We start from the raw sequence: 23,210 nt of genomic DNA on the forward strand, positions 1-23,210 counted from the left end.
CCTGCCTATCCTTAACCTGTTGGTTTATCCACATCTCTCAAAAACTTTTCTTCAAAATCGGCTGCCAAAATCGGTTTGCTGAAAAAGTACCCTTGAGCCTCATGACAATGCTGATCACGAAGGAACGAAAGCTGGTCCTCATTTTCAACGCCCTCAGCCGTTACCTTCAACTGCAAGTGATGCGCCATCGATGTAATGGTCGATACAATCGCCGCATTGTTACTGTCCTCCATCACTTCATTGACAAAGGAACGGTCAATCTTGAGGCGGTCAATCGGCAGATCTTTCAGATAATGCAGCGAGCTGTACCCGGTGCCAAAATCATCAATACTGATGTGCACACCAATCTCTTTAATTTTACGCAACTGTTCAAAGGCACGATCTTTATCAAACGTCATACTCTCGGTAATCTCCAGTTCAAGCCACACCGGTTCCAAGCCCGTTTCCTTGAGAATGCCGCTGATGTTATCCAGCAGATGGGAGTGCCTGAACTGCCTCATGGACAAGTTAACCGACACACACAACTTGCGGTAACCCGCTTCCTGCCACCGTTTGTTCTGAGCACATGCCTCACGCAGTACCCATTCTCCAAGCGGTACGATCAGTCCACTCTCCTCAGCAAGAGGAATAAATTCCGCAGGGGATACTGACCCTCTCAGCGGATGCTGCCAGCGCACCAAAGCCTCCATACCTACAATCAAGCCACTCGCCAGATTGACCTGCGGCTGATAGACCAGATAGAATTGCCCACGATCCAGCGCTTTGCGCAAATCATTCTCGAGCTGCAAACGTTCCTGGGCTTTCATCTGCATCGCATGGGCATATCGGTTCAGCTCCATTCCCTGCTCTTTGGCATTATGCAGCGCCGTATCCGCATTCTGAATGATCTCCTCCGGTGAGTCCCCGTCATGCGGGAATATTGCCATACCAATACCCAGCGTGAGATGATACTCGTTTCCATCTACAGTTACAGGCTTTTCGAACAGCTGCAGGATTGATCTTGTCCGCCGCAATGCCGTATCTGTTGTGCTGAAATCTGTCATTGTGAGTACGAATTCATCTCTTCCCAGTCCGAATACTTCCTCTCCCGGGAGCGAAGAATGTTTCAAACGCTGTCCTACCTGACGAAGTACACGGTTAGCCGCCTGTTGGCCCAATGAATCATTAATTGTTTTGAATCGGTTAATATTTAATACCAACACCCCGACAAGCTGCTCCTCTACCATAGCTGCATCTATCATCACTTTCAGTCGTTGAGAAAGGCGACGGCGATTGGGCAGCCCTGTCACATCATCATGGTGAGCAATAAAGTTCATTTTTGCCTCAGCCACCTGCTGCTTGAGGAAAGGCGTATCCACCACAGACGAATACAGCCCCTTCTGGATGAAGAAATAGCCAAAACAATTACTTAATAGACCCAGCAACAGATTGAGATCATTAATTTTCGTAGCCGAAACAAAGTAACATTCTCCATAGAAAAAACAGAGGATGGCGCAAAGGACGGTAGATAGATCACGATCTTTTCCTTTTTTCCATTGAATGAATAACACGACCGCAGTCACGCCATACAGAATGCCGACCAGGAAATGAAATCGGGTAAACATGCCGCCAAGCACATTCCCCTCCAGCAAGTTCGGAAGTACAGCCCATTCCTGAATAGCAAATGTATACAAAACAATAAAAATACCCAGCGTTCCGCCGAACAGTAAAAATTTGCGTGGTAACGCAATTTTCCTCTCGCTGACTGCATATATGAACAGCAAACCAGCCGCACAAACAAGAGATCCAAGCGACATCATCTTCAGCGAGAACTCCGACTCCACCATCGCACCATTCGGCATCTCTTCCGCAAAAGAAACGATGTGAACCAATTCAAATAAACCAATCAATAAAAACAACGTTGTCATAAGGACCCTTCGGAGGGTCAGTCTTTGAGTCTGAAATAACCAGCTTTGATTATAAATGCCGATACAGGCCGCTGCCGCAGCGAATCCACCCAAGAGTGTCAAAACCGGGTAACCCGATATGATCAGATCAGAGCTTGCAGAGGAACGAAACCATTGATTTGCGAGGAAACACAATAAGCCGCCTATCGCGACCCAACCTATTTTTCTCTGATCTTGCTGATTAGCCTTCATGCCGTGTTTTTCCTTCCCGGGATCACCTATCCTGAAATAACATTAACAATATAAATCTACTTTGTTACAATTTTCGACATTTTATTATATCTACCAACGTTCAATTCACATGTGAATACATGCTATCTGGTACATAATAACATTTATTTCCGCAGACGTGAACAAAAAAATGAGTACTCCTAGGAATATTTATTCATAGATATGTAGAAAAACAAGGCAATAAGAACTAAAAAAACATGAACCCCCTATCGGAGTTCATGTTTTTTTTGGATTTGCAACTGTATTTTAGACTAATTTTCGTCTTACGTGCACCATTCGACTTAAAACGCTAATGCGCTAAAGCTATAGATGTAATAGATCCAGCGCTGGTTCACTGGAAGTCCAATTCAACAATGATGCAACCTGTTTATTTGTCAAAATTCACTTCTGGTGTTGTCAATTTATCATAGAAATCAACAACTTTGTCTTTGTCTTCGGACGAACGCAGTGCCATAGCCGAGCGAGGATGCTCGTCCAACGTACCTGTAATCATGTAAGGCAAAATGTAACCCCATTCTTCCTTCTCACGGAGAGGGACCATCAATTGCTCCAACACACCAAGGACTGGACGCAGATTGTATTTCGTGCCTTTCAGATGAGCAACGAGCAGTTCAGTTGGGCAGTTCCCTGCAGCACGTCCCATGCCATATACGGAAGCATCCAGCAGTTCAACGCCAAGCTCTGCTGCTACCAATGTGTTGGAGAAGGCGAGCTGCATGTTATTGTGTGTATGAACACCAAGACGTTTGTTCGGCAGATGAGTCTTGAACTTCTCCACCAGATATTTCACATCGTTATGATCCAGGCTACCGTAGGAGTCTACTATGTATACAACATCCACAGCGCTTTCCTTGATCAGTTCAAATGCTTCCAGCAGTTCATTTTCCATTACATTAGACAATGCCATAATATTCAGCGTTGTTTCATATCCACGATCATGGAACGTTTGAACCAGAGCTAGAGCCTTATCTACATCTTTGCTGTAGCAGGCTACACGGATCAGATCCAGCATGCTTTCGCTGCGCGGCAGAATGTCATTCTCGTCCACACGTCCAACGTCAACCAGTGCAGACAATTTGGTGTTTCCTTTTTGAGGAATAACTTTGCGCAAGAAATCATCATTCAGAAAACGCCATGGTCCTGCATCTTCCGCACCTTTCAAGAGCTTAGGTGAGTTTTTGTATCCAATTTCCATATAATCAACGCCAGCTTCATTCAATCCAGCATAGAGCTGTTGAACAAAATCCACGCTAAAGTCCCAGTTATTTACCAATCCGCCATCACGGATTGTACAATCTACTATTTTGCAATGATTTGTCTTCATTAATGTCTGCTCCTTTTCTGACCAACTTGTGTATTCCTCTCATGATACTTGAACGTAACAAGAAAAGTAAAGGGATTCCCGACTTATTTACTTCGATAAGATTTCCATATCCGATCCATCTCACTCATCTCGGAATCTTCTGGAGATTTCTTTCCATAGCGTACAGCGTTATAGGTATCTGGCAGCATCGCAGAGAGTCTCTGTTCATCTTCTCTAGCTCCGTGCTGAACAATCGTCTCCGCAGCCTCCAGTGGCGTATGTGCACGCTGTATATCCACACCCCGATGTGCAGCTCTGTCGATCCACTTCCGATAATAATATCGAATACGTTCAGCTTCCTGGGAGGGCAGCAGCTCCTTCTTGCGGAACCAGGATTTGCGTGTTTTTGCCGGCGCCTCTAACGTTTCGCTGATGTCCACATACTCCGTCCTGGGTTCTACCTTCTTCTGACCTGGCTGCAGCAGCCCTTTGAAACGCTCCAAAAGTTTATTTATAGCCTTTTGCCCTAGACGCAGGATAAGCCACAGAATAACAACGGCAACAGCCCCCATGACGATCCAACCCAGGATATCCCAGAAAATAGAGGGCTCCCCTGGCTGTTCCATTCCTTCAGGTAGCATCGGCGGTTCATTTGGAGCAGCAGGCGGAGTAGGAGGCTCCTGATTGGAACTCGAACCTATTAATCCTCTGATCCATGCAAGCAGACGGTCACGCAGTGGACCTAGCCAGGCAACAAGACTGGGAAAAGCGCCGATCCCTGCGATCACAATCAGCATCCATAACAGACGCTGGTGATTCGCTCGGGCAAACTCACGCAGCACAATCCTTCTTGAGCCATCATTTAATGTCGCCCGATCCAGCTGCACACTGTACTGACCTACCAACCATCCAGCAAAACTGATAACTCCCGCTGTATATATGGTTCCGGTGTACATCAGGAGGGGTTGCATGAATTCAATCCCATTGGCTGCTCCACTGAGCACAATTGCACTGACCACACCCCAAATCTGCAAGCGCCAAATCAAAATCGAACGAAAGACAGGTTGAAAATTCAACCCAATATAGGCTGAAATCACACCCCATACCACTGCCGTGAGCAAATCTGGTAAAGGAAGAACGCCTACTATTGCAATAACCAATGAGACCGGCAGCCCCATAACCAGCGCTGCACCCCATCGAATAAAAGTGTTTTTTTCGCTAATGGTTGGCAACCTGTGCTGCACCCACTGACCTAACCAACCAGCTACAACAAAGATACTCATTAGTGTATACGGCAAAGGTCCGGATGCATAAAGGGCTGTTAGGGTCAGAAGCGGATAAAGATATAAGCCGATCAACAGAACGGCCGACATGGATAAAAGCGCTCTTTCTTTGGTACTGGTACTGTTGGCATCATTCATGCACTCACCGCCTTAGCATCGCTTTTCCCACCCTCTACCGGGAGTATGGTCACACGGTGTCCTTGCTCATGCAAACGCGCAATTTCATGTTCCATGGCTGGAGATACATAGAACGTAATTAAGAGATAACTGCGAACCTGCTGGGCTTCTTCATTGCGTTCTACTTCATCACTCAGAAACTGCTCCATGGGAACCATGCATTTTAACTCCGTCTCCGCCATAGCTTCCAGCAGCATTTCCAGATGTGGACTGCCGTAATCCGGCTCAATTCGTAATGGTTCACGCCCTCCACTTACACGGTAGCCATTATGAGCAAATCCTGCGGGCAGCCCTCTTCCGATCGCATCTACCGCTGCAGTTGCCGCATAACGGAGTGCCCGTTCGATCATCTCCGGGCGGGTAACGACACTCCACATATCCGCAGACTCCTGAATGTTGACCACAATCCAGGATTGAGGGTCCGCAGTCCATCCCTGCTTGTACACCTGCAATTCTCCCGTACGTGCACTCGCTTTCCAATGAATACGGTTCATCGGATCACCCGCACCATAGGGACGTACCCCGAGGATCATAAAGGGATCTTCGACAATCCAACGGGATACCTCAACCTCACCCTGCCATACCTGATAGATCGCAGGCAGATCCTCCGCATGAACAAGTGAAGGATATACAATCATGGACAGATGAACGGGGATTGGCTTCGAGGTACGCCAAAGGCCAAACAGATCCCCTCCGGTCATTGTCACGGTGTTCAACGTATATATCCCACGTCTGCTGCATACAAAAGGATGCTTGCGGGTAATACGGGTAAACGGTTTCAAAGTGAAGATACTTTTATGATTCTGATAAATATCTCCTTGGCTGATATCCATGCCCGAGCCAGAACGAAATACAAATGATACTGGCATCATAGCTTCAAGTCTAAGCCATGGAACCGAAATTCGTTTTTCATTTGCAATGGTCTCTACCATCTCCAGCTCATCTCCGGCGTAACAGCGCGTTTTGCTGAACTGTCGGGTATACTTCAGCTTGCGTAAAGCGGGACGTCCAAACCATATGCCGTGTACTCCAATAACAATACCTCCAACAATGACAAGCCATAGTAATGCCATAAGTTATCGCCCGTTGCCTGCAGCAAGATTCTCCGTCGGCACTTCAATCTGGCTCAAAAGTTCCTGAATAATGCGTTCCGCCAAGCCCTCTTGCTGCCTCACCCGGTTGCGGAATACAAGTCGATGGGCGAGGACAGGCACTGCCAATATTTTAATATCATCAGGAAGCACAAAGTCTCTGCCATGTAATGCAGCCCAAGCCTGACTTGCCTTGAGCAATGCCTGAGCTCCTCGTGGACTTACGCCAAGTGAAAGCTCGGGATGCTGTCTCGTAGCTTCTGTCAGATGAATAATATAGCGCAACAGATCTTCGTCAATCTGGACCGATGTATACGTGTTCTGCGCCTCAAGCAGCTGCTCACGACTAATGATCGCGGACAGATCAGCAACAGAACGGCTCGCTACCGTACGTCTCAGAATCTCCACACTTTCTTCACTGCTTGGATAGCCCATTCGAATCTTCATCATGAAACGATCCATCTGTGCCTCTGGTAATGGAAAGGTTCCCTGGTTATCTACCGGGTTTTGCGTAGCAATGACGATAAATGGTCGCTCCAGCTGTCTGGTCGAACCATCAATACTAATCTGCCGTTCCTCCATACACTCCAGCAAACTCGACTGAGTACGCGGTGTAGCCCGGTTGATCTCATCGGCCAGCACCAAATTGGCAAACAGAGGGCCAGGTCTGAACTCAAAGTCGCCCTCCTTTTGGTTGAAGAAATGAATACCCGTCAAATCGGAGGGCAACAGATCCGGTGTGAACTGAATACGCTGAAAGGTACAATCCAATGAAGAGGCTACCGATTTTGCCAACATGGTTTTCCCCGTACCTGGCACGTCCTCCAGCAGAACATGTCCTGAAGCAATGATGGCTGTCATCACAAGCTCAATCGTTTGGTCTTTCCCCACAATGATCTTCCCTACATGATCCATTAGCTGCTTGTTCATTTGTTCCAATCCCTGGATATTCATAATTGGTTTTTCCTCCCGTGAATTGAGCATATGTATTCGCATTCATTCTAACTATAACCCTAATCGTCTCAACAAAAAACAACAGGAACCGGCGGGTAGCCAATTCCTGTTCGTTCTGCTTTTGCCTTTACACCAAGGGAAGCATAATGATGAACCGGGTGCCTTCCCCTTTTTTGCTATCCACTGAGATGTTGCCTCCGTGATTCTTAATAATGCGGTAACTCACGGAAAGTCCTAGCCCCGTTCCGCTCTCCTTAGTGGTGAAAAATGGGTCAAACAAGCGTACAAGCGTGTTGTGGTCCATTCCCTGTCCATTGTCGGCAATGGAGATCTGCACATACTTGTTCTCGGTTCCTGTGGAGATCCGAATCAGACCTGTGTGCTCTTCGCCCACATCCTCGATGGCATCCATCGCATTTTTGACCATATTCAAAATTACCTGCTTAATCTGTTTGACATCAATGGACACATTTAACGGGACTTCTGCTTCATCCAGGGTAATCTCGCATCCCTTCATTAATCCTTCGCTTTCTGTCAGCAGGACCACCTCTTTGAGCAAAGAGTTAACAGACATAATGGTCTTCTGAGGAGCTGACGGTTTCGAGGAATTCAGAAATTCGTAGATAATGTCGTTCGCCCTGTCAATCTCCGTTAGAATGATTCGAGCGTACTCGTCTTTCCCCAATTGCAACAAATGGGGCCGAAGCAACTGGATAAATCCGCGGATAGCCGTCAAAGGATTGCGAATTTCATGGGCAATAGATGCCGAAATCCGCCCAACATTGCAAGTTTGTCATTTTGATAAGCGGTCTGCTCAATCTGTTTATAATCGGAAACATCCTTCACACTGAATAGGAAGTCTCCATCCATCTGATCCCCGTACGTTACTGTAACTAACCAATGCCTGCCATACTCGTCAATCAATTCATGATAGCGCTTACGATGAAAGATGGTTTCCCGATAAATCCGTAAAATTTTCTTTTTCTTGAATCGGCTCATCTGTGGATGATGCAGCATTTGCATCAGGGTGCAGCCGCTCAATAGACTTCTAGGAAGCTCCAACAATTTTGCCATCTGAACGTTAATAAACGTCAGTACACCATTACTGTCAAACAACATAATACCGCTATCCAGATGCTCCAGGACATTCTCATACTTGTTGTTATCCAGATGTACAGGCGGGAATCCATTCGTTGGTCGAGGCACTGTATCCTGAAATTCACTAATCATGTCAGGTTCCTCCTTTTCACGTAAATGATAAACTTGCCATTCGGACATCATATCATCACAGAAACAGGAAGGGCCGATTTTATATTCATTACCGGTGCCCTTTCATTAGGGGGCTGAGCCGAAAATATGGATGGCATGTCCGGAACCCAAGCTGGTCTATTCCGGGTAACCAAGTGTCGATCCGGAAAACATTATACGTCTGTTCCATTCTAAGCTTCTCCTATTCCCAAACACGAACATTTTTTGCTCCGCCTCTTTTGCAAGTCTGTTTTTATCATAGACAAGTTTATAGAAGAGAGTCAATCGGAGAAAGTGTCGAATGGAAATTATTTTAAGAAAAACCGTGAATTAGTTTCTCTATACAACAAAAACGAAGCTTTTTCGCTTTATTGGCGAATCAGCTTCGTTCGTATAGTTTAAATTTTAAATAATTCAATTCAATCTATAGTCCACTCTTGTTATGCTGAATTTTGAGTCTACGCTGACTCATAACGGCTAACCGACGCTTGAGTTCGCTTTCCCATTTCTCATCCTTCATTTCCTTGGCAAGCCGAAGCAGATCCAGAGACATGTCGATCTGACGCTGTACAATGACCATAGCATCCTCGCTTTCACGATTCACGCAATTTTCAAAAATCGCATCTTCATCTTCCGTCACGTAATCTTGAAAATCAATCTCCGACGCACCATCTCCATGCGCATATTCAGCCAGAATTTCATATTCATTTTCCACTTTATAATGCACTTCTACCCGGTGACATACCGGACAAAACAGCAGGGGAACATTATGAACCTGGGTGCGGTAATGCTTCAGCGTGCCCTTTGTTCCCACCATACTTGCCCCACAACAGTAACTCATTTTTGTTCACCCTCCTTATAACGTGCCGAGACTTTTTAATGGACAGCAGTCCCGTACACTTCAAGCACTTCCAAAAAAGGAATAGTTCCATCAGTGTATCACATTCATGTACAAATTATAAATGCAGAGCACCGGAATATTTACCGGGTTTCCATACCCTATTCGCCTTAAGGCACTTCGATTCCTCTTTCCAAAGATAAAATGAAGGCATTCTTCTATTACATCATTACCACGTTTACGTCCCTGCTTAAACACTTTTCTTCCTATAGGCTTATATTCTGCCAAAAGGGTGCAAAAAGCCCTCAATCCCATGAGGGATGAGGGCTTGAACTACAAACGTTCAAGTTAAATCAGGCTTACAGGTTGTTGTCGCCTGGTTTCCAGTTCATTGCACACAATCCACCGGATTGCAGAGCTTGCAGTACGCGAAGTGTTTCTTCAACACTGCGGCCTACATCATTGTGATTTACCACTTGATATTTCAATTCGCCTTCTGGATCAATGATGAACAGGCCGCGCAGTGCAACGCCTTCTTCTTCGATCAGAATGCCATAATCTTTAGCAACTTGTTTCGTGATGTCAGACGCCAATGGGAAGTTCAATTGACCCAGGCCATTGCTGTCTTTAGGTGTGTTGATCCAAGCTTTGTGGCTGTGTACGGAGTCAACGCTCACGCCAAGAACTTCAGTATCCAAAGCTTTGAATTGCTCAGCAGCATCACTCAAAGCTGTAATTTCAGTTGGGCACACAAAAGTGAAATCCAAAGGATAAAAGAAAAATACGAGCCATTTGCCACGATAATCGGACAGTTTTACGGAACCAAAGTCTTGTCCATCTCCCGATACTGTTTCCATTGCAAAATCCGGTGCGGGTCTACCAACCAAACGTTCTGCCATAACTAACAATTCCTCCTTTGGGATTATGTAAGCACTCAAGTTGAATGCTCATCATTAAGAAAAACGTGAACGTTTTTCTTCTAATTAAAGTAATATTGTTACTTGATAACAAGTACAAGTAAAATGTTATCATCCGGACTTCTCAAAGTCAAGATTATAATCGTTGTTTTTTTATAATAATTATAAATAAGGATTTTTCGTGGCAAAAATCATAAAGGAACAGCCCTCTGCAATTCCGGATCGGAGCAAAGAGCTGTTCTCTTATTCCTATTATTACGCCTGTTTCTGAATTGCCGCGACGATCAGATCGCCCATTTCCGTCGTGCTGATCGCTTTGCTCTTGTCTACAGCGATGTCACTCGTACGATGTCCTGCATTCAGCACATCAGACACAGCTGCTTCAATTGCGTCAGCACCTTCCGCATAACCAAAGGTTGTACGGAACATCAACGCCAGTGAAAGGATTGTTGCGATCGGATTCGCCAGTCCTTGACCTGCGATATCCGGTGCTGAACCATGTACTGGCTCATACAAACCAAAGCTGCCTTCACCCAGCGATGCGGATGCCAGCATGCCGATCGAACCTGTCAGCATCGCTGCTTCATCACTAAGGATATCCCCGAACATATTTTCAGTCACGATTACGTCAAAGCTGGATGGACGACGCAGCAGCTGCATTGCACAGTTGTCAACAAGTACATGCTCCACTTCAACATCCGGATATTCCGGTGCTACACGGTTAACGACTTCTCTCCAAAGACGGGAAGTTTCGAGCACGTTGGCTTTATCTACAGAAGCCAGCCTCTTGCTGCGTCCTTGAGCAATTACAAACGCCTGACGAACGATGCGCTCCACTTCGGTTACATTATATACACATGTATCCACGGCTTCCTCGCCTTGTGCACCTTCACGTCTGAACTTTTCACCAAAGTAGATTCCTCCGGTCAATTCACGCACGACCATCAGATCCGTACCTTCCAGCACTTCCGGTTTCAAGGTGGAAGCATCCTTCAAGCAATCAAATACGACGGCCGGACGCAGGTTCGAGAACAGTCCGAGCGCTTTACGAATGCCAAGCAAGCCTGTTTCCGGACGCAATTCCTTGCTGTTGTTGTCCCATTTTGGACCGCCAACGGCTCCAAGCAGCACAGCATCTGCACTTTTACATACGGTCAGTGTTTCTTCAGGAAGCGGTGTACCTTTCTCATCAATGGCGATTCCACCAAACAGTGCATGCTCTGTCTCAAAACGGTATCCGAACACTTCCTCCGTGCGTTTGAGAACTTTTTCTGCCTCGGCTACAACTTCAGGACCGATTCCGTCGCCTGCGATTACTGCAATTTTTTTCACGTCTGCCATGGGTTGTCCACTCCTTATATCGATTCATTCGATTGTTCGCTTCAATAATTAACGTGTCATTTATAACTCTCTCTTTTGTATCATATTCAGAGGTCATTTGACCAAGATATACAATCTATGACTTTAATAGTTTTTGCCTATAAGTGGTTTTGAATTGGTTGTTCTGTACCTCTGACTGAGTTAAAATAAACCCTGAAGACAAATTCAGGTAACTCAGGAGGGATTGCAATCATGCAATACACGTACTTGGGAAAATCAGGTCTTAAAGTCAGCCGGATCTGTCTCGGCACGATGAATTTTGGGCCTGCTACAGACGAAAAAGAGGCATTCCGTATCATGGATGCGGCACTCGATGCCGGTGTGAACTTTTTTGATACCGCTAACATTTATGGATGGGGCGAAAATTCGGGTCTCACCGAGGAGATCATTGGACGCTGGTTTAAACAGGGCGGCGGCAGACGTGAAAAAGTCGTTCTGGCGACCAAAGTCTATGGCTCCATGCACGATGATACAGACGGTCCAAACAACGATGCCGGTCTCTCCGCTTACAAAATCAGACGTCATCTGGAAGGTTCCCTCCGCCGCCTGCAAACCGATCATGTTGAACTCTACCAGATGCACCATGTTGATCCTGCTATTTCGTGGGACGAGCTGTGGGGCGCATTTGAGAACGCTGTTCATCAGGGCAAAATTGGTTATGTAGGTTCAAGCAACTTTGCTGGATGGCAGATTGCCATTGCTCAAAGTGAAGCCAAGAATCGTCATTTCCTCGGGCTTGTATCCGAGCAGCATAAGTACAGTCTCAACTGCCGTTTGCCTGAGCTCGAAGTGCTGCCCGCAGCGAAAGAGCTGGGCCTTGGCGTTATTCCGTGGAGTCCGCTTGATGGTGGGTTACTTGGACGTAATGCGCTCCAAAAGCTGGAAGGTACACGCAGTGGTGGCATTGCTGAACGGATTGAGTCCCACCAAACGCAGCTGGAACAATTCGCGGCACTTTGCCGTGAACTCGGCGAACCACAGGATACCATAGCTTTGGCCTGGGTTGCCGCTAATCCGGCAGTTACCGCACCCATTATTGGGCCGCGTACGCTGGAGCAGTTTGAAACGGCACTCAAATGTTTGGATGTTACTTTGGATGAAGCGGTCCTCAAACGTTTGGATGAAATCTTTCCGGGTCCGGGAGGACAAGCTCCGAACGCATATGCTTGGTAAAAGCTTAACAGCTTAAACTGAATACATCTTTTTAACGAAAAATGCTCTATATAGAAATCAATTATCCTATGATGAAACAATAAAAAAGTCTGACCTTCACATGTTGAGGGTCAGACTTTTTATGTACCTCACTGCACTGACACACCCCGGCTGGGAACTCCATCTCAGCTTCTCCAGCCAGATGAATTCCAGTCCAATGAAGAGCTTTGCTTGCTGCAAATGATATGTTACAGGTTCACATTAACGCGATTCGTGTAAGTCTTGCGTTTCTCTATCAATTTGTTCAAGCCATCTACATAAGCACGAGCACTGGCACCCAGAATATCGGTACTTACGCCACGTCCTTGTACAGATATTTCATTTTGAGTAAGTACGACATGAACCTCACCCAATGCATCCTTACCATGCGTAACCGATTTGATCGAGTAGTCGGATAGCGTTACCTCTTCTCCGCTCACTTGATCAATCGCATTATAAATGGCATCAACAGACCCATTACCTTCAGCTTTTTGTTCCACCGTATCACCCTCAAGTGTAGCAATACGAACTTTAGCCGTTGGAATGGATTCATCACCATACGTCACAAAGATGGATTCCAGTTTAAACACTTCAGGTGCATCCTGCAATTTCTCTTCGATGACCGCCAGCAAATCCTCATCTGTCACTTCTTTTTTCTTATCAGCCAGATCTTTGAATTGGGCAAAAGCACGGTTCAATGCTTCATCTTCCAGTTCATAACCAAGCTCAATCAAGCGCTCACGGAAGGCATGACGTCCCGAGTGTTTACCCAATACGAGCTTGCTTTCCTTCAGACCGATGGTTTCTGGCGTCATAATTTCGTAAGTTGTTTTCTCCTTCAGCATGCCATCCTGGTGAATTCCTGACTCGTGTGCAAACGCATTCGCACCAACAATCGCTTTATTCCCAGGCACAACCATACCCGTCAAACGACTCACGAGACGACTGGTCCGAGCAATTTCAGAAAGCTGCAGCGAAGTTTTCGCCTGGAAAAATTCCTGACGTGTCTCCAGTGCCATGGCAATTTCTTCAATCGCGGTATTACCTGCACGTTCACCAATGCCGTTGATGGTGCCCTCAATCTGATCGGCTCCGTTCAGAATTGCTGCGAGTGTGTTGGCAGTTGCCATCCCCAGGTCGTTATGACAGTGTGCACTCAGCTGCACCTTATCAATGTTGTGTACGTTTTCCTTGAGATGTTTGAAAATATTTCCGTATTCGTATGGGCTCAGATAGCCAACGGTATCCGGGATATTTACAACAGCTGCGCCTTCTTCCACAGCCATATTCACCATCTCAACGAGGAAATCATACTCAGTCCGACCTGCATCCTCCAAAGAGAATTCAATCTTCGAAAAAGTATTCTTCGCATAGCGAATGGCTGACCGAGCTGTATCGAGAACTTGAGCTCTGTCCATGCGCAATTTATGCTGGCGATGAATGGGTGAAGTTGCCAAAAAGATGTGGATACACGGGTCTTGAGCGCCCTTCAACGCCTCTTTCACCGCATCGATATCCTGCTCTCTGGAGCGGGACAAGCCAATGACGGTAACATTTTTGACTGCTTTGGCTACTGCATTAACCGCAGCCAAATCGCCTGGAGAGGCCGCAGGGAAACCGGCTTCCATCCGGTCAATACCAAGCCGCTCGAGCTGGTGCGCAATTTCCACCTTTTCACGAGTGTTCAGATTGACCCCCGGGGATTGTTCTCCATCACGCAGCGTTGTGTCAAATACATAGATTTTACGCACGCCTCGCACCTCCTAGACTTGTATTTTATGTTCCTCTAAACCAGTAATAGCGGCACACGCATATGCACGGCCGCTATTCCCGGTTAAAGCTGTAAGTTTACTTGATGACCTTAAAGCCGATGCTTACTTCTTGATCCAGTGCATCATCTCACGCAATTGTCCGCCAACCACTTCGATTGGGTGTTCAGCTTCGTTGCGACGAGTTGCTGTCAGGAACGCACGGCCGGATTGGTTTTCCAGGATGAAGTCACGTGCAAATTTACCTTGTTGGATATCTGTCAGGACTTCTTTCATTGCTTTCTTCGTATCTTCAGTTACCACACGAGGTCCAGTTACATAGTCACCGTACTCTGCTGTGTTACTGATGGAATCACGCATGCTTGCAAGTCCACCTTCATACATCAGGTCAACGATCAGTTTCAATTCGTGCAGACACTCGAAGTATGCCATTTCAGGAGCATAACCCGCTTCTGTCAACGTTTCGAATCCAGCTTTTACCAGGGCACTTACACCGCCACACAGAACAGCTTGCTCACCGAACAGGTCTGTTTCTGTTTCTTCACGGAAGGAAGTTTCGATAACCCCTGCACGCGTGCAACCGATACCTTTGGCATAAGCCAGACCGATATCTTTTGCTTTACCTGTTGCATCTTGCTCAATTGCGATCAGGCCCGGTACACCGAATCCTTCCACGTAGGTACGACGTACCATGTGGCCAGGGGACTTAGGAGCTACCAGCAATACATCGCTGTCTTTTGGAGCAACGATTTGACCGAAATGAACGTTGAAACCGTGGGAGAAGAGCAATGCTGCGCCTTTTTTCAGGTTTGGTTCGATTTCGTTTTTGTACACAGATGCTTGTGTTTCGTCAGGCAGCAGAATTTGAACTACATCTGCACGACTAGTTGCTTCAGCCGGGACAGAACTTCAAATCCGTCATTTTTTGCAGTGTCAAAAGATTTACCTTCACGAAGTCCGATGACTACGTTCAATCCACTGTCACGCAGGTTTTGAGCTTGGGCATGGCCCTGGCTACCGTAACCGATGACCGCAATCGTTTTTCCTTTCAATACGCTAAGCTCTGCATCCTGTTCATAATAAGTAGTTACTGGCATGTTTATAAGTCCTCCTTTGTATTGTAAAGAACCCTTCATTAATGAGCGGGTGTCTCAAGGGACCGGTACGCTTTTCCTGCTAAGCGTTTCTGGTCTGATCCGATCCGTTCAGACACCCGCCCATTAATGCGGGTGTGTGGCTATATTGTCAAGCGTTACATCACTAAAATGTTAAATTGCAACTTGTACGGGACTGGCACCTTATCTAAGATTAACGGTATATTTCAACTCCGTGCTGCTAACATACCTTTGTCGTTCCATGGATAAGCATCAGACCATCGCTTTTTAATATGACTGTTTAAACATTACCTCGTACCAATGCAGTTATTCCTGTACGTGACAGTTCGCGAATGCCATAGGGCTTAAGCAATTCTATCATCGCATCAATTTTATCCGTATCTCCTACCACCTGTATAATCAGGCTGCCTGGACCAACATCTACAACTGAGGCGCGGAATGTCTCCACCACACCCAGAATTTCTGGACGTTCGGATGGCTCTGCCTTTACCTTGATCAATGCAAGTTCACGGGCAACCATCGGTTTTAGGCTAAAATCAACCACTTTGATGACATCAATGATTTTGTACAGTTGCTTTTCAATCTGTTCCAGCGTTTTGTCATCACCGATCGTCACAATGACCATCCGTGACAAACCCGGTTCCTCGGATTGACCCACCGTGATGCTCTCAATGTTGAATCCCCGTCTACCGAACAACCCTGATACCCGCTGCAGGACGCCAGGCTGATCGTTGACCAATATCGAAATCGTATGTCTAATCATTCCTCAGCATCCCCCATCAGCATTTGATCGATTGTCGCTCCTTGTGGAACCATTGGATAAACATTTTCTTCCTTGCGAACTACGAATTCAACAACGACCGGTCCTGGTGTATCCAGGGCTTCTTGCCAAGCACGCTCGGCTTCTTCCTTGTTGGTTGCACGCAATCCTTTTACCCCATAAGCTTCAGCAAGTTTCACAAAATCAGGGCTTCCTGCCAGATCAATATGACTGTAACGGTTCTCATAGATGATCTCTTGCCACTGACGTACCATTCCAAGCACCTGATTGTTGATAATAACAATCTTCACCGGGATGTTGTTAATGGCACAAATCGCAAGCTCCTGAGAACACATCTGCATGCCGCCGTCACCGTTAATGGAAATAACAAGTCTGTCCGGGTTGGCCATTTGAGCACCGATTGCAGAAGGGAATCCAAAACCCATCGTTCCCAGTCCACCGGAGGTTACCCATGAACGCGGTTTGTTGAATTTATAATATTGAGCTGCCCACATTTGATGCTGGCCAACGTCCGTAGTGACGATTGCTTCGCCCTTGGTTGTATCATTCAGCATTTCCACAACCCACTGCGGTTTCAATACTTCCTCTGAATCTGTGTAGCTGTAAGGCTTCTCTTGTTTCCATTGTTTGATCTGGTCTCTCCATGCGTCTGCACGTTCAGCGCGTTGAACCTCTTTGTTCGCTATTTCCAGAACCGTCTTCACATCACCAACGATTGGAATGTCCGTTGCAATGTTTTTGCCAATCTCAGCCGGATCAATGTCAATGTGCACAATTTTGGCATGTGGAGCGAATCCGTCCAGCTTGCCTGTTACCCGGTCATCGAAGCGTGCTCCGATGTTAATCAGCAAATCCGACTTTTGAATCGCCTGATTGGAAGTGTATGTTCCGTGCATCCCCGGCATCCCGGTCCACAATTCGTGACCACTCGGGAATGCTCCAAGTCCGAGAAGTGTTGTCGTGATTGGAATGCCTGTCTTTTCCACAAATTCGAACAGCGCTTCGTGTCCACCGGAGTAAACTACACCGCCGCCTGCCAGAATCATCGGACGCTCTGCTTCCTGAATCGCCTGAGCCAGACGATCAACCTGAAGTTTGTTCGGTACTGTCCGTGGGTTGTACCCTCTCAATATAACAGGTTCAGTCACGGGTTCAAACAACGTTTTGTTAGCTGATACATCCTTCGGAATGTCGATCAATACGGGACCTTTACGTCCTGTATTCGCAATATGAAATGCCTCATGAATGACACGTGACAAATCTTTTACGTCTTTTACCAGATAACTGTGTTTGGTGATTGGCATCGTGATTCCGGTAATATCCGCTTCCTGGAATGCATCAGAGCCAATCAGACTGGAAATGACATTTCCCGTAATGACTACGAGTGGTACGGAATCCATATACGCTGTTGCAATACCCGTAACCAGATTCGTTGCTCCAGGTCCGGAGGTAGCGATACAGACACCCACTTTTCCGCTCGCCCGTGCATATCCGTCAGCTGCATGAATGGCGCCTTGTTCGTGACGGGTTAACACGTGCTTGAAATCCTCGAAACCATACATCGCATCGTAAATGTACAACACTGCGCCGCCCGGGTAACCAAAAACGCACTCTACACCTTCCAGCAACAAGCTTCTCAGCAGAATTTCGGAACCGCTAATGACCTCCGGCTTCATCCATTTTTCACGTAATTCATCTGTCGATCGTACTTCTGGAATTTGAGCTCCCATCAGTCATCCTCCTCTCGGAATTTACATCATTCTGACATTTAAAGTTACAAAAAAAACCTTCCATCCCTGCAAACAAGTTCATGCTTGCGAGGGACGAAAGGTTATTGCTTCCGTGGTACCACCCAACTTTGTCCGAAATTTCGCAATAACGGACCTTACCAGGTACAAAAAATGATAGACCAAACGGACATACCCGTTCTCCATACCTGTTGTCTGTAACGCAGACATACGATTTTCCCTAATAACCCAATGGAGTGACATCCAATGCTTTTCAGGAAAACAGCTCCGAGGTGAGCTCGTATATAAGGGATAATGGTGGTGGTTTCAGCAATTCCAGCCACTCTCTGAGCAAAAGAGCCCTTAAAACTTCGTCCTCTTCATAGCCGATGAAATATTCTCGTTAAATGTTAGGAACATTATATGATTCCTCCAACCGATAAGTCAATACCCTATTGTATAAAAATTCAGAACATCCCTAATCCTTCATCCTGAATCTTTAACGTTACCCCAATCCCTGCGCTTCATTCAGTCACCTTTCAACTTCCCTCAGGCATAGGATATACGAGCAGCACGACTGGTCCTGAAAGGAGGCTTCCGATGGTGCTTCGGCAACGTAAATCAAAGCTGGATGATGCCGCCATAATGAGGCTGATTGACTCTCAACTTGTTCCTCTATCTCATATGAGTGAAAGTGAAATCAATAAAATACGCAAAGAACTACCCCTGCGAATGAACAGGGGCATGACCTTTGTTGTCTCACCGAATTCTGACAACGAAGCTGTCGCATTCATCCATTTTCTCATGCACGGCGAACTGCTGTATGTGGATATGATGGCTGTTGCCCCAAAAGAACAGCGAAAGAGGTGCGGTCAGACTTTGCTTCTCAAAGCGGAAAACTTTGCGGCATCTCGAGGTTGCAAAAGATCCAAAGTGATGGTTGACGAAGGCAATACAAAAGGACTTCATTTTTACCAAAAAAATGGATATAGCACAATTCGATACATTATGTTAAGCCGCTGCTACGAGTTGGAAAAAACATTATAAATCGGTTTAGAAAAAGCCTGGTGGCCGTGGTCCGTACGGTCCATATCCAGGTCCTGGTCCATATCCACCACCAAATCCCGGTCCGTACCCTGGGCCTGGTTTTGGTCCCGGCCCAAATCCTGGACCAGCACCAGGACCAAAACCTAATCCAGGACCAGCTCCGTAAGCATAAGGCAGCGTACCGATGGCGAGCAGATCAAATAATACCAATGGCAAAATGGCTTTGGTGCGTACTTTTTTTCCAACTGAGCGTTTCAGCACCAATTTATCGCCCGATACTTTCACCAGCCTCCCGGTCACCCGAGTACCGTCTTTTTTGATCGCAACAATATTTTTGCCTATTAATTTCATCGCTTCATCACGCGTAACTTGTTGTTTCATACTTTCCCCTCCTCCTCGGATCGTTCAAAACAGTGTATTCGTCCAGAGCCAGCTTCGCCTGTTTCTTTGTCCCTAAATGAAAATATGGGTGTCTTCCCCGTCACCGGCGAGCATCTTGGCAGTTCGCTTTTTTCTTATAAAAACACAAAAAGGCTCGCACGAGGCGAGCCTTTTGAAGTAAAGAATAAGATGGGAAAACATCATTTCTGTCGTTACCTTTTCCCGGATCATACGGTTCCCCGAGTGCAGACGGAGCAGACGAGCGCCCGACAGCCGCAACGAGCACGATGATGGTGAGCAGGTATGGCAGCATATAAATAATTTCCTGGGGAATACTTTGAGACCATTCGAACAGCTGTACATAGTTCCGAATTGCTTGTGAAAAACCAAAGAACACAGCGGCACCAAAGGCACCAATCGGATTCCACTTACCAAAGATCATCGCTGCAATCGCAATGTAACCTTGACCGGAAACCGTATTATGAGAGAATGTGCCTGTCGTAGTCAACGTAATTGCCGCTCCACCGATAGCAGCCAGCGCACCACTGATCATCACCGCAACATAACGGTAACGACGCACTTTAACACCCACGGTATCCGCAGCACTTGGGTGTTCACCAACAGAGCGAAGACGAAGGCCGAATGGGGTTTTATACATAATGTAATAAGTCAGAAAAACGAACAGAATAGCCAGATATGTTGTCGGGTACACATTCTTGAAGAAAGCTTCCCAAGCAAAGGAATATCTTTTAATAGTGGTACATCAAACTTGCTAAAACCTTGTACCAGTGGCGAATCGCCTGATCCTTCAAACAGCAGTTTTACCAAATAAAGTGTGCTTCCTGCTGCCAGGAAGTTGATTACGATACCGCTTATAATTTGGTCCGCCTTAAATGTAATCGAGGCAACCGCATGGATCAACGAAACTACTACGCCCAGCACAACCGCGAACAAAATCCCCATCCAGGCAGATGTCGTTCCTCCCATACCGGCTTCTTGAGCATAGTGCGCAGCAATCCCGGCTGCAAAGGCACCAAATACCATGAAACCTTCAAGTCCAAGGTTGGTCACACCTGATTTTTCCGAAAAGATTCCGCCCAATGATGCAAAAATCAATGCCGTGGCAAAGACAAGCGTCGTATTGATAATTTGCCCAATTGTCAACAAGTCCATCTACAACACCTTCTCTTTCTTGCGCTTGGAATAGAACGGTTTAAGTACCCAGCGCACGATGCCTTGTGCCGCAATGAAGAAGATAATCGAACCGATAACAATCCGAATAATCTCGGGCGGTACATCCGCAGCAAAGCTCATTCCCGCAGATCCATAAGTGAGCGTACCGAACAACAACGCGCCCAGCAACACACCAAACGGATGATTCAAACCAATCAGTGCAACCGCGATGCCGTCAAAACCTGTTCCTGGTGAGCCCGACATAACGGTCTGGTATTGGAACACTCCAAGTACCTGGAATGCACCGCCAAGACCTGCAAGCATACCACTGATAAACATGGCTTTTACAATATTGCGATTGACATGCATACCCGCATACTCTGCCGCATTCGGGTTGTATCCGACGGCACGAATCTCGTACCCTTGTTTGGTTTTCCACATATAAATATAAAAGAGCACAGCCATGACAAGAGCAATCAATGTCCCCATGTGAACACGAGAGTTACCCATCAGTTCGGAAAGCCATGTCAGACTAATCGATGCAGTATCGCTGATATCGACCGAACGATTTTCCCCTTTTAACAGCAGGAATTGACGCACGATAAGGTTGGCCAGATACAGACCAATCCAGTTCAGCATGATACTACTGATAACTTCGTTAACCCCACGCGCTGCTTTCAGGTAACCGGCAATTGCTGCCCACAGACCACCAAATACCGCACCGGCAATCAAGGCCAGTGGAGCATGAATGTAGATTGGTAGACCTGCAAACTTTACGCCTACAAAAGTCGCGGCAGTCATACCGACGAGAAATTGTCCTTCTCCCCCGATATTAAACAGCCCTGCACGTGACGCAAATGCAAATGCAAGTCCTGTCATAATCAGTGGTGTCATTTCCCGGACCGCTTCACCAAAGTTGTACATGTCTCCGAAAACCTTCGTAAACAGTGCACTATAGGCCTCAATCGGGTTGTATCCGCCGATCAGCATGACAATACCACCCAGGATCAGACCCATAATGATGGCTACAATAGGTAATATAAATGAATCACGGGTAAACCATTTCAATACGTTACTCATGCACAGTACCTCTCTTTTGGGTGCTGCCCGCCATCATCAAGCCGAGCTCCCTGTCATTGGTTTCTTCCGGCAGCACCTCGCCCACGATCTGTCCTTCATAGATGACAGCAATTCGGTCGGATACGTTGATAATTTCATCCAGCTCGAATGAGATCAGCAGTACCGCTTTGCCCTGATCACGCTGTGCAATCAATTGTTTTTGAACAAACTCAATAGCACCTACGTCCAAACCACGAGTTGGCTGGGCAGCAATAAGCAGTTCAGGGTTCTTATCAACCTCACGTGCGATAATGGCTTTCTGCTGGTTCCCTCCCGATAAGGAGCGGGCTTTTGTTTCAATGCTTGGTGTACGCACATCAAATGCCTCGACAAGACGCTTCGCTTGCTTCTTGATCGCATCGAAGTTGAGGAATCCTTTACGCGTATAAGGAGATTTATAATACGATTCCAGGACGATATTTTCACTCACAGAAAAATCAAGAACAAGTCCATGTTTGTGCCGGTCTTCCGGAATATGGGCTACACCCGACTCCGAAATATGGCGCGGAGAATGATTAGACAGTTCTTTACCCTCAAGGCGAATCGAACCGCTATCTACTTTACGCAGTCCGGTAAGCGCCTCAATCAGTTCGCTCTGTCCATTACCATCAACACCTGCGATTCCTACAATCTCTCCTGCACGTACATTCAGGTTGAGTTCGTTCAGAACCGAGATACCCTCTTTATTTTTGGCGGTCAATTTGCTGACTTCCAGCACATTGTTTCCTGGTGTAGCCGGCTTTTTGTCCACTTTAAAAGTGACATTCCGTCCAACCATTTTTTCGGCGAGTTCGTTCGGATTCGTTTCTGATGTTGTAACCGAATCAATCACTTTGCCACGGCGAATAATCGTCACTGTATCGGAAATCTCCATGATCTCTTTCAGTTTGTGTGTGATCAGAATAATGGATTTGCCTTCGGCCACCAACTTTTTCATGATCACCATCAGTTCTTTGATCTCCTGAGGTGTTAATACAGCAGTAGGCTCGTCAAAGATCAGAATGTCTGCACCACGATACAACGTTTTTACAATCTCGACACGTTGCTGCATTCCGACGGAAATGTCATGAATTTTGGCATGCGGGTTCACTTTGAGTCCATACTGTTCAGACAGACGCTGCACTTCAGCAGCAGCTTTTTTATAATTAATGTTGAGACCCTTCCTTGGTTCAGATCCCAAAATAATGTTCTCTGTTACCGTGAACGGCTGTACAAGCTTAAAGTGCTGATGCACCATGCCGATGCCAAGATCGATTGCTTTATTAGGGCTGTCGATGATGACAGGCTTGCCATTCACTTCAATGGAACCTTCATCCGGCTGATAGAGACCAAAGACAATATTCATTAACGTTGATTTACCAGCGCCGTTTTCGCCCAGTAGAGCATGGATCTCGCCTTTACGAAGCTGAAGGCTGATGGCGTCGTTGGCAACAATGCCTGGGAAACGCTTCGTGATTTGTTTCAACTCAACGACGGGGGTTGCTGCACCCATGTAATCACCCTTATACCTGATATAGTGTGGTTCCGCAAACAGTAAGA

The 23,210-nt window shown here is 46.5% G+C and carries 16 protein-coding genes and 3 pseudogenes; 2 read left to right on the plus strand and 17 right to left on the minus strand.

The window, feature by feature from the left end:
- Positions 1–11: 11 nt before the first annotated feature.
- The 9 genes and pseudogenes from ACTWJ7_RS25725 to leuB form a co-directional block, all read right to left on the minus strand.
- The gene (locus ACTWJ7_RS25725; RefSeq protein WP_301881535.1) at positions 12–2,138 is read right to left on the minus strand and encodes a bifunctional diguanylate cyclase/phosphodiesterase; all 2,127 of its coding nucleotides are present in this window, start codon (positions 2,136–2,138) and stop codon (positions 12–14) included.
- A gap of 406 nt (positions 2,139–2,544) precedes the next feature.
- Positions 2,545–3,501, minus strand: coding sequence for an aldolase catalytic domain-containing protein (locus tag ACTWJ7_RS25730; RefSeq protein WP_301881537.1), 957 nt, complete (start codon positions 3,499–3,501; stop codon positions 2,545–2,547).
- Between the two features lie 83 nt (positions 3,502–3,584).
- Entirely contained in the window at positions 3,585–4,901 is a 1,317-nt protein-coding gene (locus ACTWJ7_RS25735; protein ID WP_301881538.1) for a DUF4129 domain-containing protein, read from the minus strand.
- Entirely contained in the window at positions 4,898–6,013 is a 1,116-nt protein-coding gene (locus ACTWJ7_RS25740) for a DUF58 domain-containing protein (protein ID WP_301881539.1), read from the minus strand. Before ACTWJ7_RS25740 ends, ACTWJ7_RS25735 begins: the two co-directional genes overlap by 4 nt.
- Positions 6,014–6,016: 3 nt before the next feature.
- A complete protein-coding gene (locus tag ACTWJ7_RS25745; RefSeq protein ID WP_301881541.1) occupies positions 6,017–6,985 on the minus strand; it encodes an AAA family ATPase in 969 nt (322 codons plus the stop codon).
- A 127-nt stretch (positions 6,986–7,112) separates the two neighbouring features.
- Positions 7,113–8,215 (minus strand): annotated as a pseudogene (locus tag ACTWJ7_RS25750) (ATP-binding protein).
- 442 nt (positions 8,216–8,657) lie between these two features.
- A complete protein-coding gene (locus ACTWJ7_RS25755; protein ID WP_024628323.1) occupies positions 8,658–9,074 on the minus strand; it encodes a hypothetical protein in 417 nt (138 codons plus the stop codon).
- A 356-nt stretch (positions 9,075–9,430) separates the two neighbouring features.
- Positions 9,431–9,970 (minus strand): peroxiredoxin, encoded by a 540-nt coding sequence (locus tag ACTWJ7_RS25760; protein ID WP_024628322.1) that lies wholly within the window; start codon positions 9,968–9,970, stop codon positions 9,431–9,433.
- Positions 9,971–10,243: 273 nt separating this feature from the next.
- A complete protein-coding gene (leuB, locus tag ACTWJ7_RS25765) occupies positions 10,244–11,329 on the minus strand; it encodes a 3-isopropylmalate dehydrogenase (protein WP_024628321.1) in 1,086 nt (361 codons plus the stop codon).
- Between the two features lie 231 nt (positions 11,330–11,560).
- Here leuB and ACTWJ7_RS25770 point away from each other — a divergent pair, with 231 nt between their 5' ends.
- Positions 11,561–12,541: an aldo/keto reductase gene (locus ACTWJ7_RS25770; protein ID WP_285074806.1), complete on the plus strand. Its 981-nt coding sequence runs from the start codon at positions 11,561–11,563 to the stop codon at positions 12,539–12,541.
- A 227-nt stretch (positions 12,542–12,768) separates the two neighbouring features.
- On the opposite strand, the gene ACTWJ7_RS25775 is transcribed toward ACTWJ7_RS25770, so the two are convergent.
- The 4 genes and pseudogenes from ACTWJ7_RS25775 to ilvB form a co-directional block, all read right to left on the minus strand.
- Positions 12,769–14,310 carry a 2-isopropylmalate synthase gene (locus ACTWJ7_RS25775; protein WP_079346238.1) on the minus strand — a complete coding sequence of 514 codons (1,542 nt, stop codon included), beginning with the start codon at positions 14,308–14,310 and terminating at the stop codon, positions 12,769–12,771.
- Positions 14,311–14,433: 123 nt separating this feature from the next.
- Positions 14,434–15,425: pseudogene (gene ilvC, locus ACTWJ7_RS25780) on the minus strand (ketol-acid reductoisomerase).
- 298 nt (positions 15,426–15,723) lie between these two features.
- A complete protein-coding gene (gene ilvN / locus ACTWJ7_RS25785) occupies positions 15,724–16,206 on the minus strand; it encodes an acetolactate synthase small subunit (protein WP_079346240.1) in 483 nt (160 codons plus the stop codon).
- On the minus strand, positions 16,203–17,954 hold the full coding sequence (gene ilvB / locus ACTWJ7_RS25790; RefSeq protein ID WP_053780425.1) for a biosynthetic-type acetolactate synthase large subunit: 1,752 nt from the start codon (positions 17,952–17,954) through the stop codon (positions 16,203–16,205). Before ilvB ends, ilvN begins: the two co-directional genes overlap by 4 nt.
- A gap of 597 nt (positions 17,955–18,551) precedes the next feature.
- Here ilvB and ACTWJ7_RS25795 point away from each other — a divergent pair.
- Positions 18,552–18,998, plus strand: coding sequence for a GNAT family N-acetyltransferase (locus ACTWJ7_RS25795; RefSeq protein WP_443145982.1), 447 nt, complete (start codon positions 18,552–18,554; stop codon positions 18,996–18,998).
- Between the two features lie 6 nt (positions 18,999–19,004).
- Here ACTWJ7_RS25795 and ACTWJ7_RS25800 read toward each other — a convergent pair whose 3' ends face one another.
- The 4 genes and pseudogenes from ACTWJ7_RS25800 to ACTWJ7_RS25815 all read right to left on the minus strand — a co-directional run bounded on the left by ACTWJ7_RS25800 (position 19,005) and on the right by ACTWJ7_RS25815 (position 23,163).
- On the minus strand, positions 19,005–19,379 hold the full coding sequence (locus ACTWJ7_RS25800) for a hypothetical protein (RefSeq protein WP_301881552.1): 375 nt from the start codon (positions 19,377–19,379) through the stop codon (positions 19,005–19,007).
- A 217-nt stretch (positions 19,380–19,596) separates the two neighbouring features.
- Positions 19,597–20,552 (minus strand): annotated as a pseudogene (locus ACTWJ7_RS25805) (ABC transporter permease); the annotation flags it as partial.
- On the minus strand, positions 20,553–21,632 hold the full coding sequence (locus ACTWJ7_RS25810) for an ABC transporter permease (protein ID WP_024628312.1): 1,080 nt from the start codon (positions 21,630–21,632) through the stop codon (positions 20,553–20,555).
- Positions 21,625–23,163 carry an ABC transporter ATP-binding protein gene (locus ACTWJ7_RS25815; protein WP_024628311.1) on the minus strand — a complete coding sequence of 513 codons (1,539 nt, stop codon included), beginning with the start codon at positions 23,161–23,163 and terminating at the stop codon, positions 21,625–21,627. The genes ACTWJ7_RS25810 and ACTWJ7_RS25815 overlap by 8 nt, the downstream gene beginning before the upstream one ends.
- Between the last annotated feature and the right edge of the window lie 47 nt (positions 23,164–23,210).

Origin of the sequence: Paenibacillus sp. 1A_MP2 (genome assembly GCF_052244825.1) — a bacterium.
In the GTDB taxonomy this organism is placed as follows: Bacteria; Bacillota; Bacilli; order Paenibacillales; family Paenibacillaceae; genus Paenibacillus; species Paenibacillus vandeheii.

Coding starts and splice junctions, on each gene's coding strand:
- ACTWJ7_RS25760 (WP_024628322.1), bottom strand. CDS start 9,970: ATGGCAGAACGTTTGGTTGGTAGACCCGCACCGGATTTTGCAATGGAA.
- ilvN (WP_079346240.1), bottom strand. CDS start 16,206: ATGATTAGACATACGATTTCGATATTGGTCAACGATCAGCCTGGCGTC.
- ACTWJ7_RS25800 (WP_301881552.1), bottom strand. CDS start 19,379: ATGAAACAACAAGTTACGCGTGATGAAGCGATGAAATTAATAGGCAAA.
- ACTWJ7_RS25815 (WP_024628311.1), bottom strand. CDS start 23,163: ATGGGTGCAGCAACCCCCGTCGTTGAGTTGAAACAAATCACGAAGCGT.
- ACTWJ7_RS25755 (WP_024628323.1), bottom strand. CDS start 9,074: ATGAGTTACTGTTGTGGGGCAAGTATGGTGGGAACAAAGGGCACGCTG.
- leuB (WP_024628321.1), bottom strand. CDS start 11,329: ATGGCAGACGTGAAAAAAATTGCAGTAATCGCAGGCGACGGAATCGGT.
- ACTWJ7_RS25745 (WP_301881541.1), bottom strand. CDS start 6,985: ATGAATATCCAGGGATTGGAACAAATGAACAAGCAGCTAATGGATCAT.
- ACTWJ7_RS25730 (WP_301881537.1), bottom strand. CDS start 3,501: ATGAAGACAAATCATTGCAAAATAGTAGATTGTACAATCCGTGATGGC.
- ACTWJ7_RS25770 (WP_285074806.1), top strand. CDS start 11,561: ATGCAATACACGTACTTGGGAAAATCAGGTCTTAAAGTCAGCCGGATC.
- ACTWJ7_RS25735 (WP_301881538.1), bottom strand. CDS start 4,901: ATGAATGATGCCAACAGTACCAGTACCAAAGAAAGAGCGCTTTTATCC.
- ACTWJ7_RS25725 (WP_301881535.1), bottom strand. CDS start 2,138: ATGAAGGCTAATCAGCAAGATCAGAGAAAAATAGGTTGGGTCGCGATA.
- ilvB (WP_053780425.1), bottom strand. CDS start 17,954: ATGGGAGCTCAAATTCCAGAAGTACGATCGACAGATGAATTACGTGAA.
- ACTWJ7_RS25810 (WP_024628312.1), bottom strand. CDS start 21,632: ATGAGTAACGTATTGAAATGGTTTACCCGTGATTCATTTATATTACCT.
- ACTWJ7_RS25740 (WP_301881539.1), bottom strand. CDS start 6,013: ATGGCATTACTATGGCTTGTCATTGTTGGAGGTATTGTTATTGGAGTA.
- ACTWJ7_RS25795 (WP_443145982.1), top strand. CDS start 18,552: ATGGTGCTTCGGCAACGTAAATCAAAGCTGGATGATGCCGCCATAATG.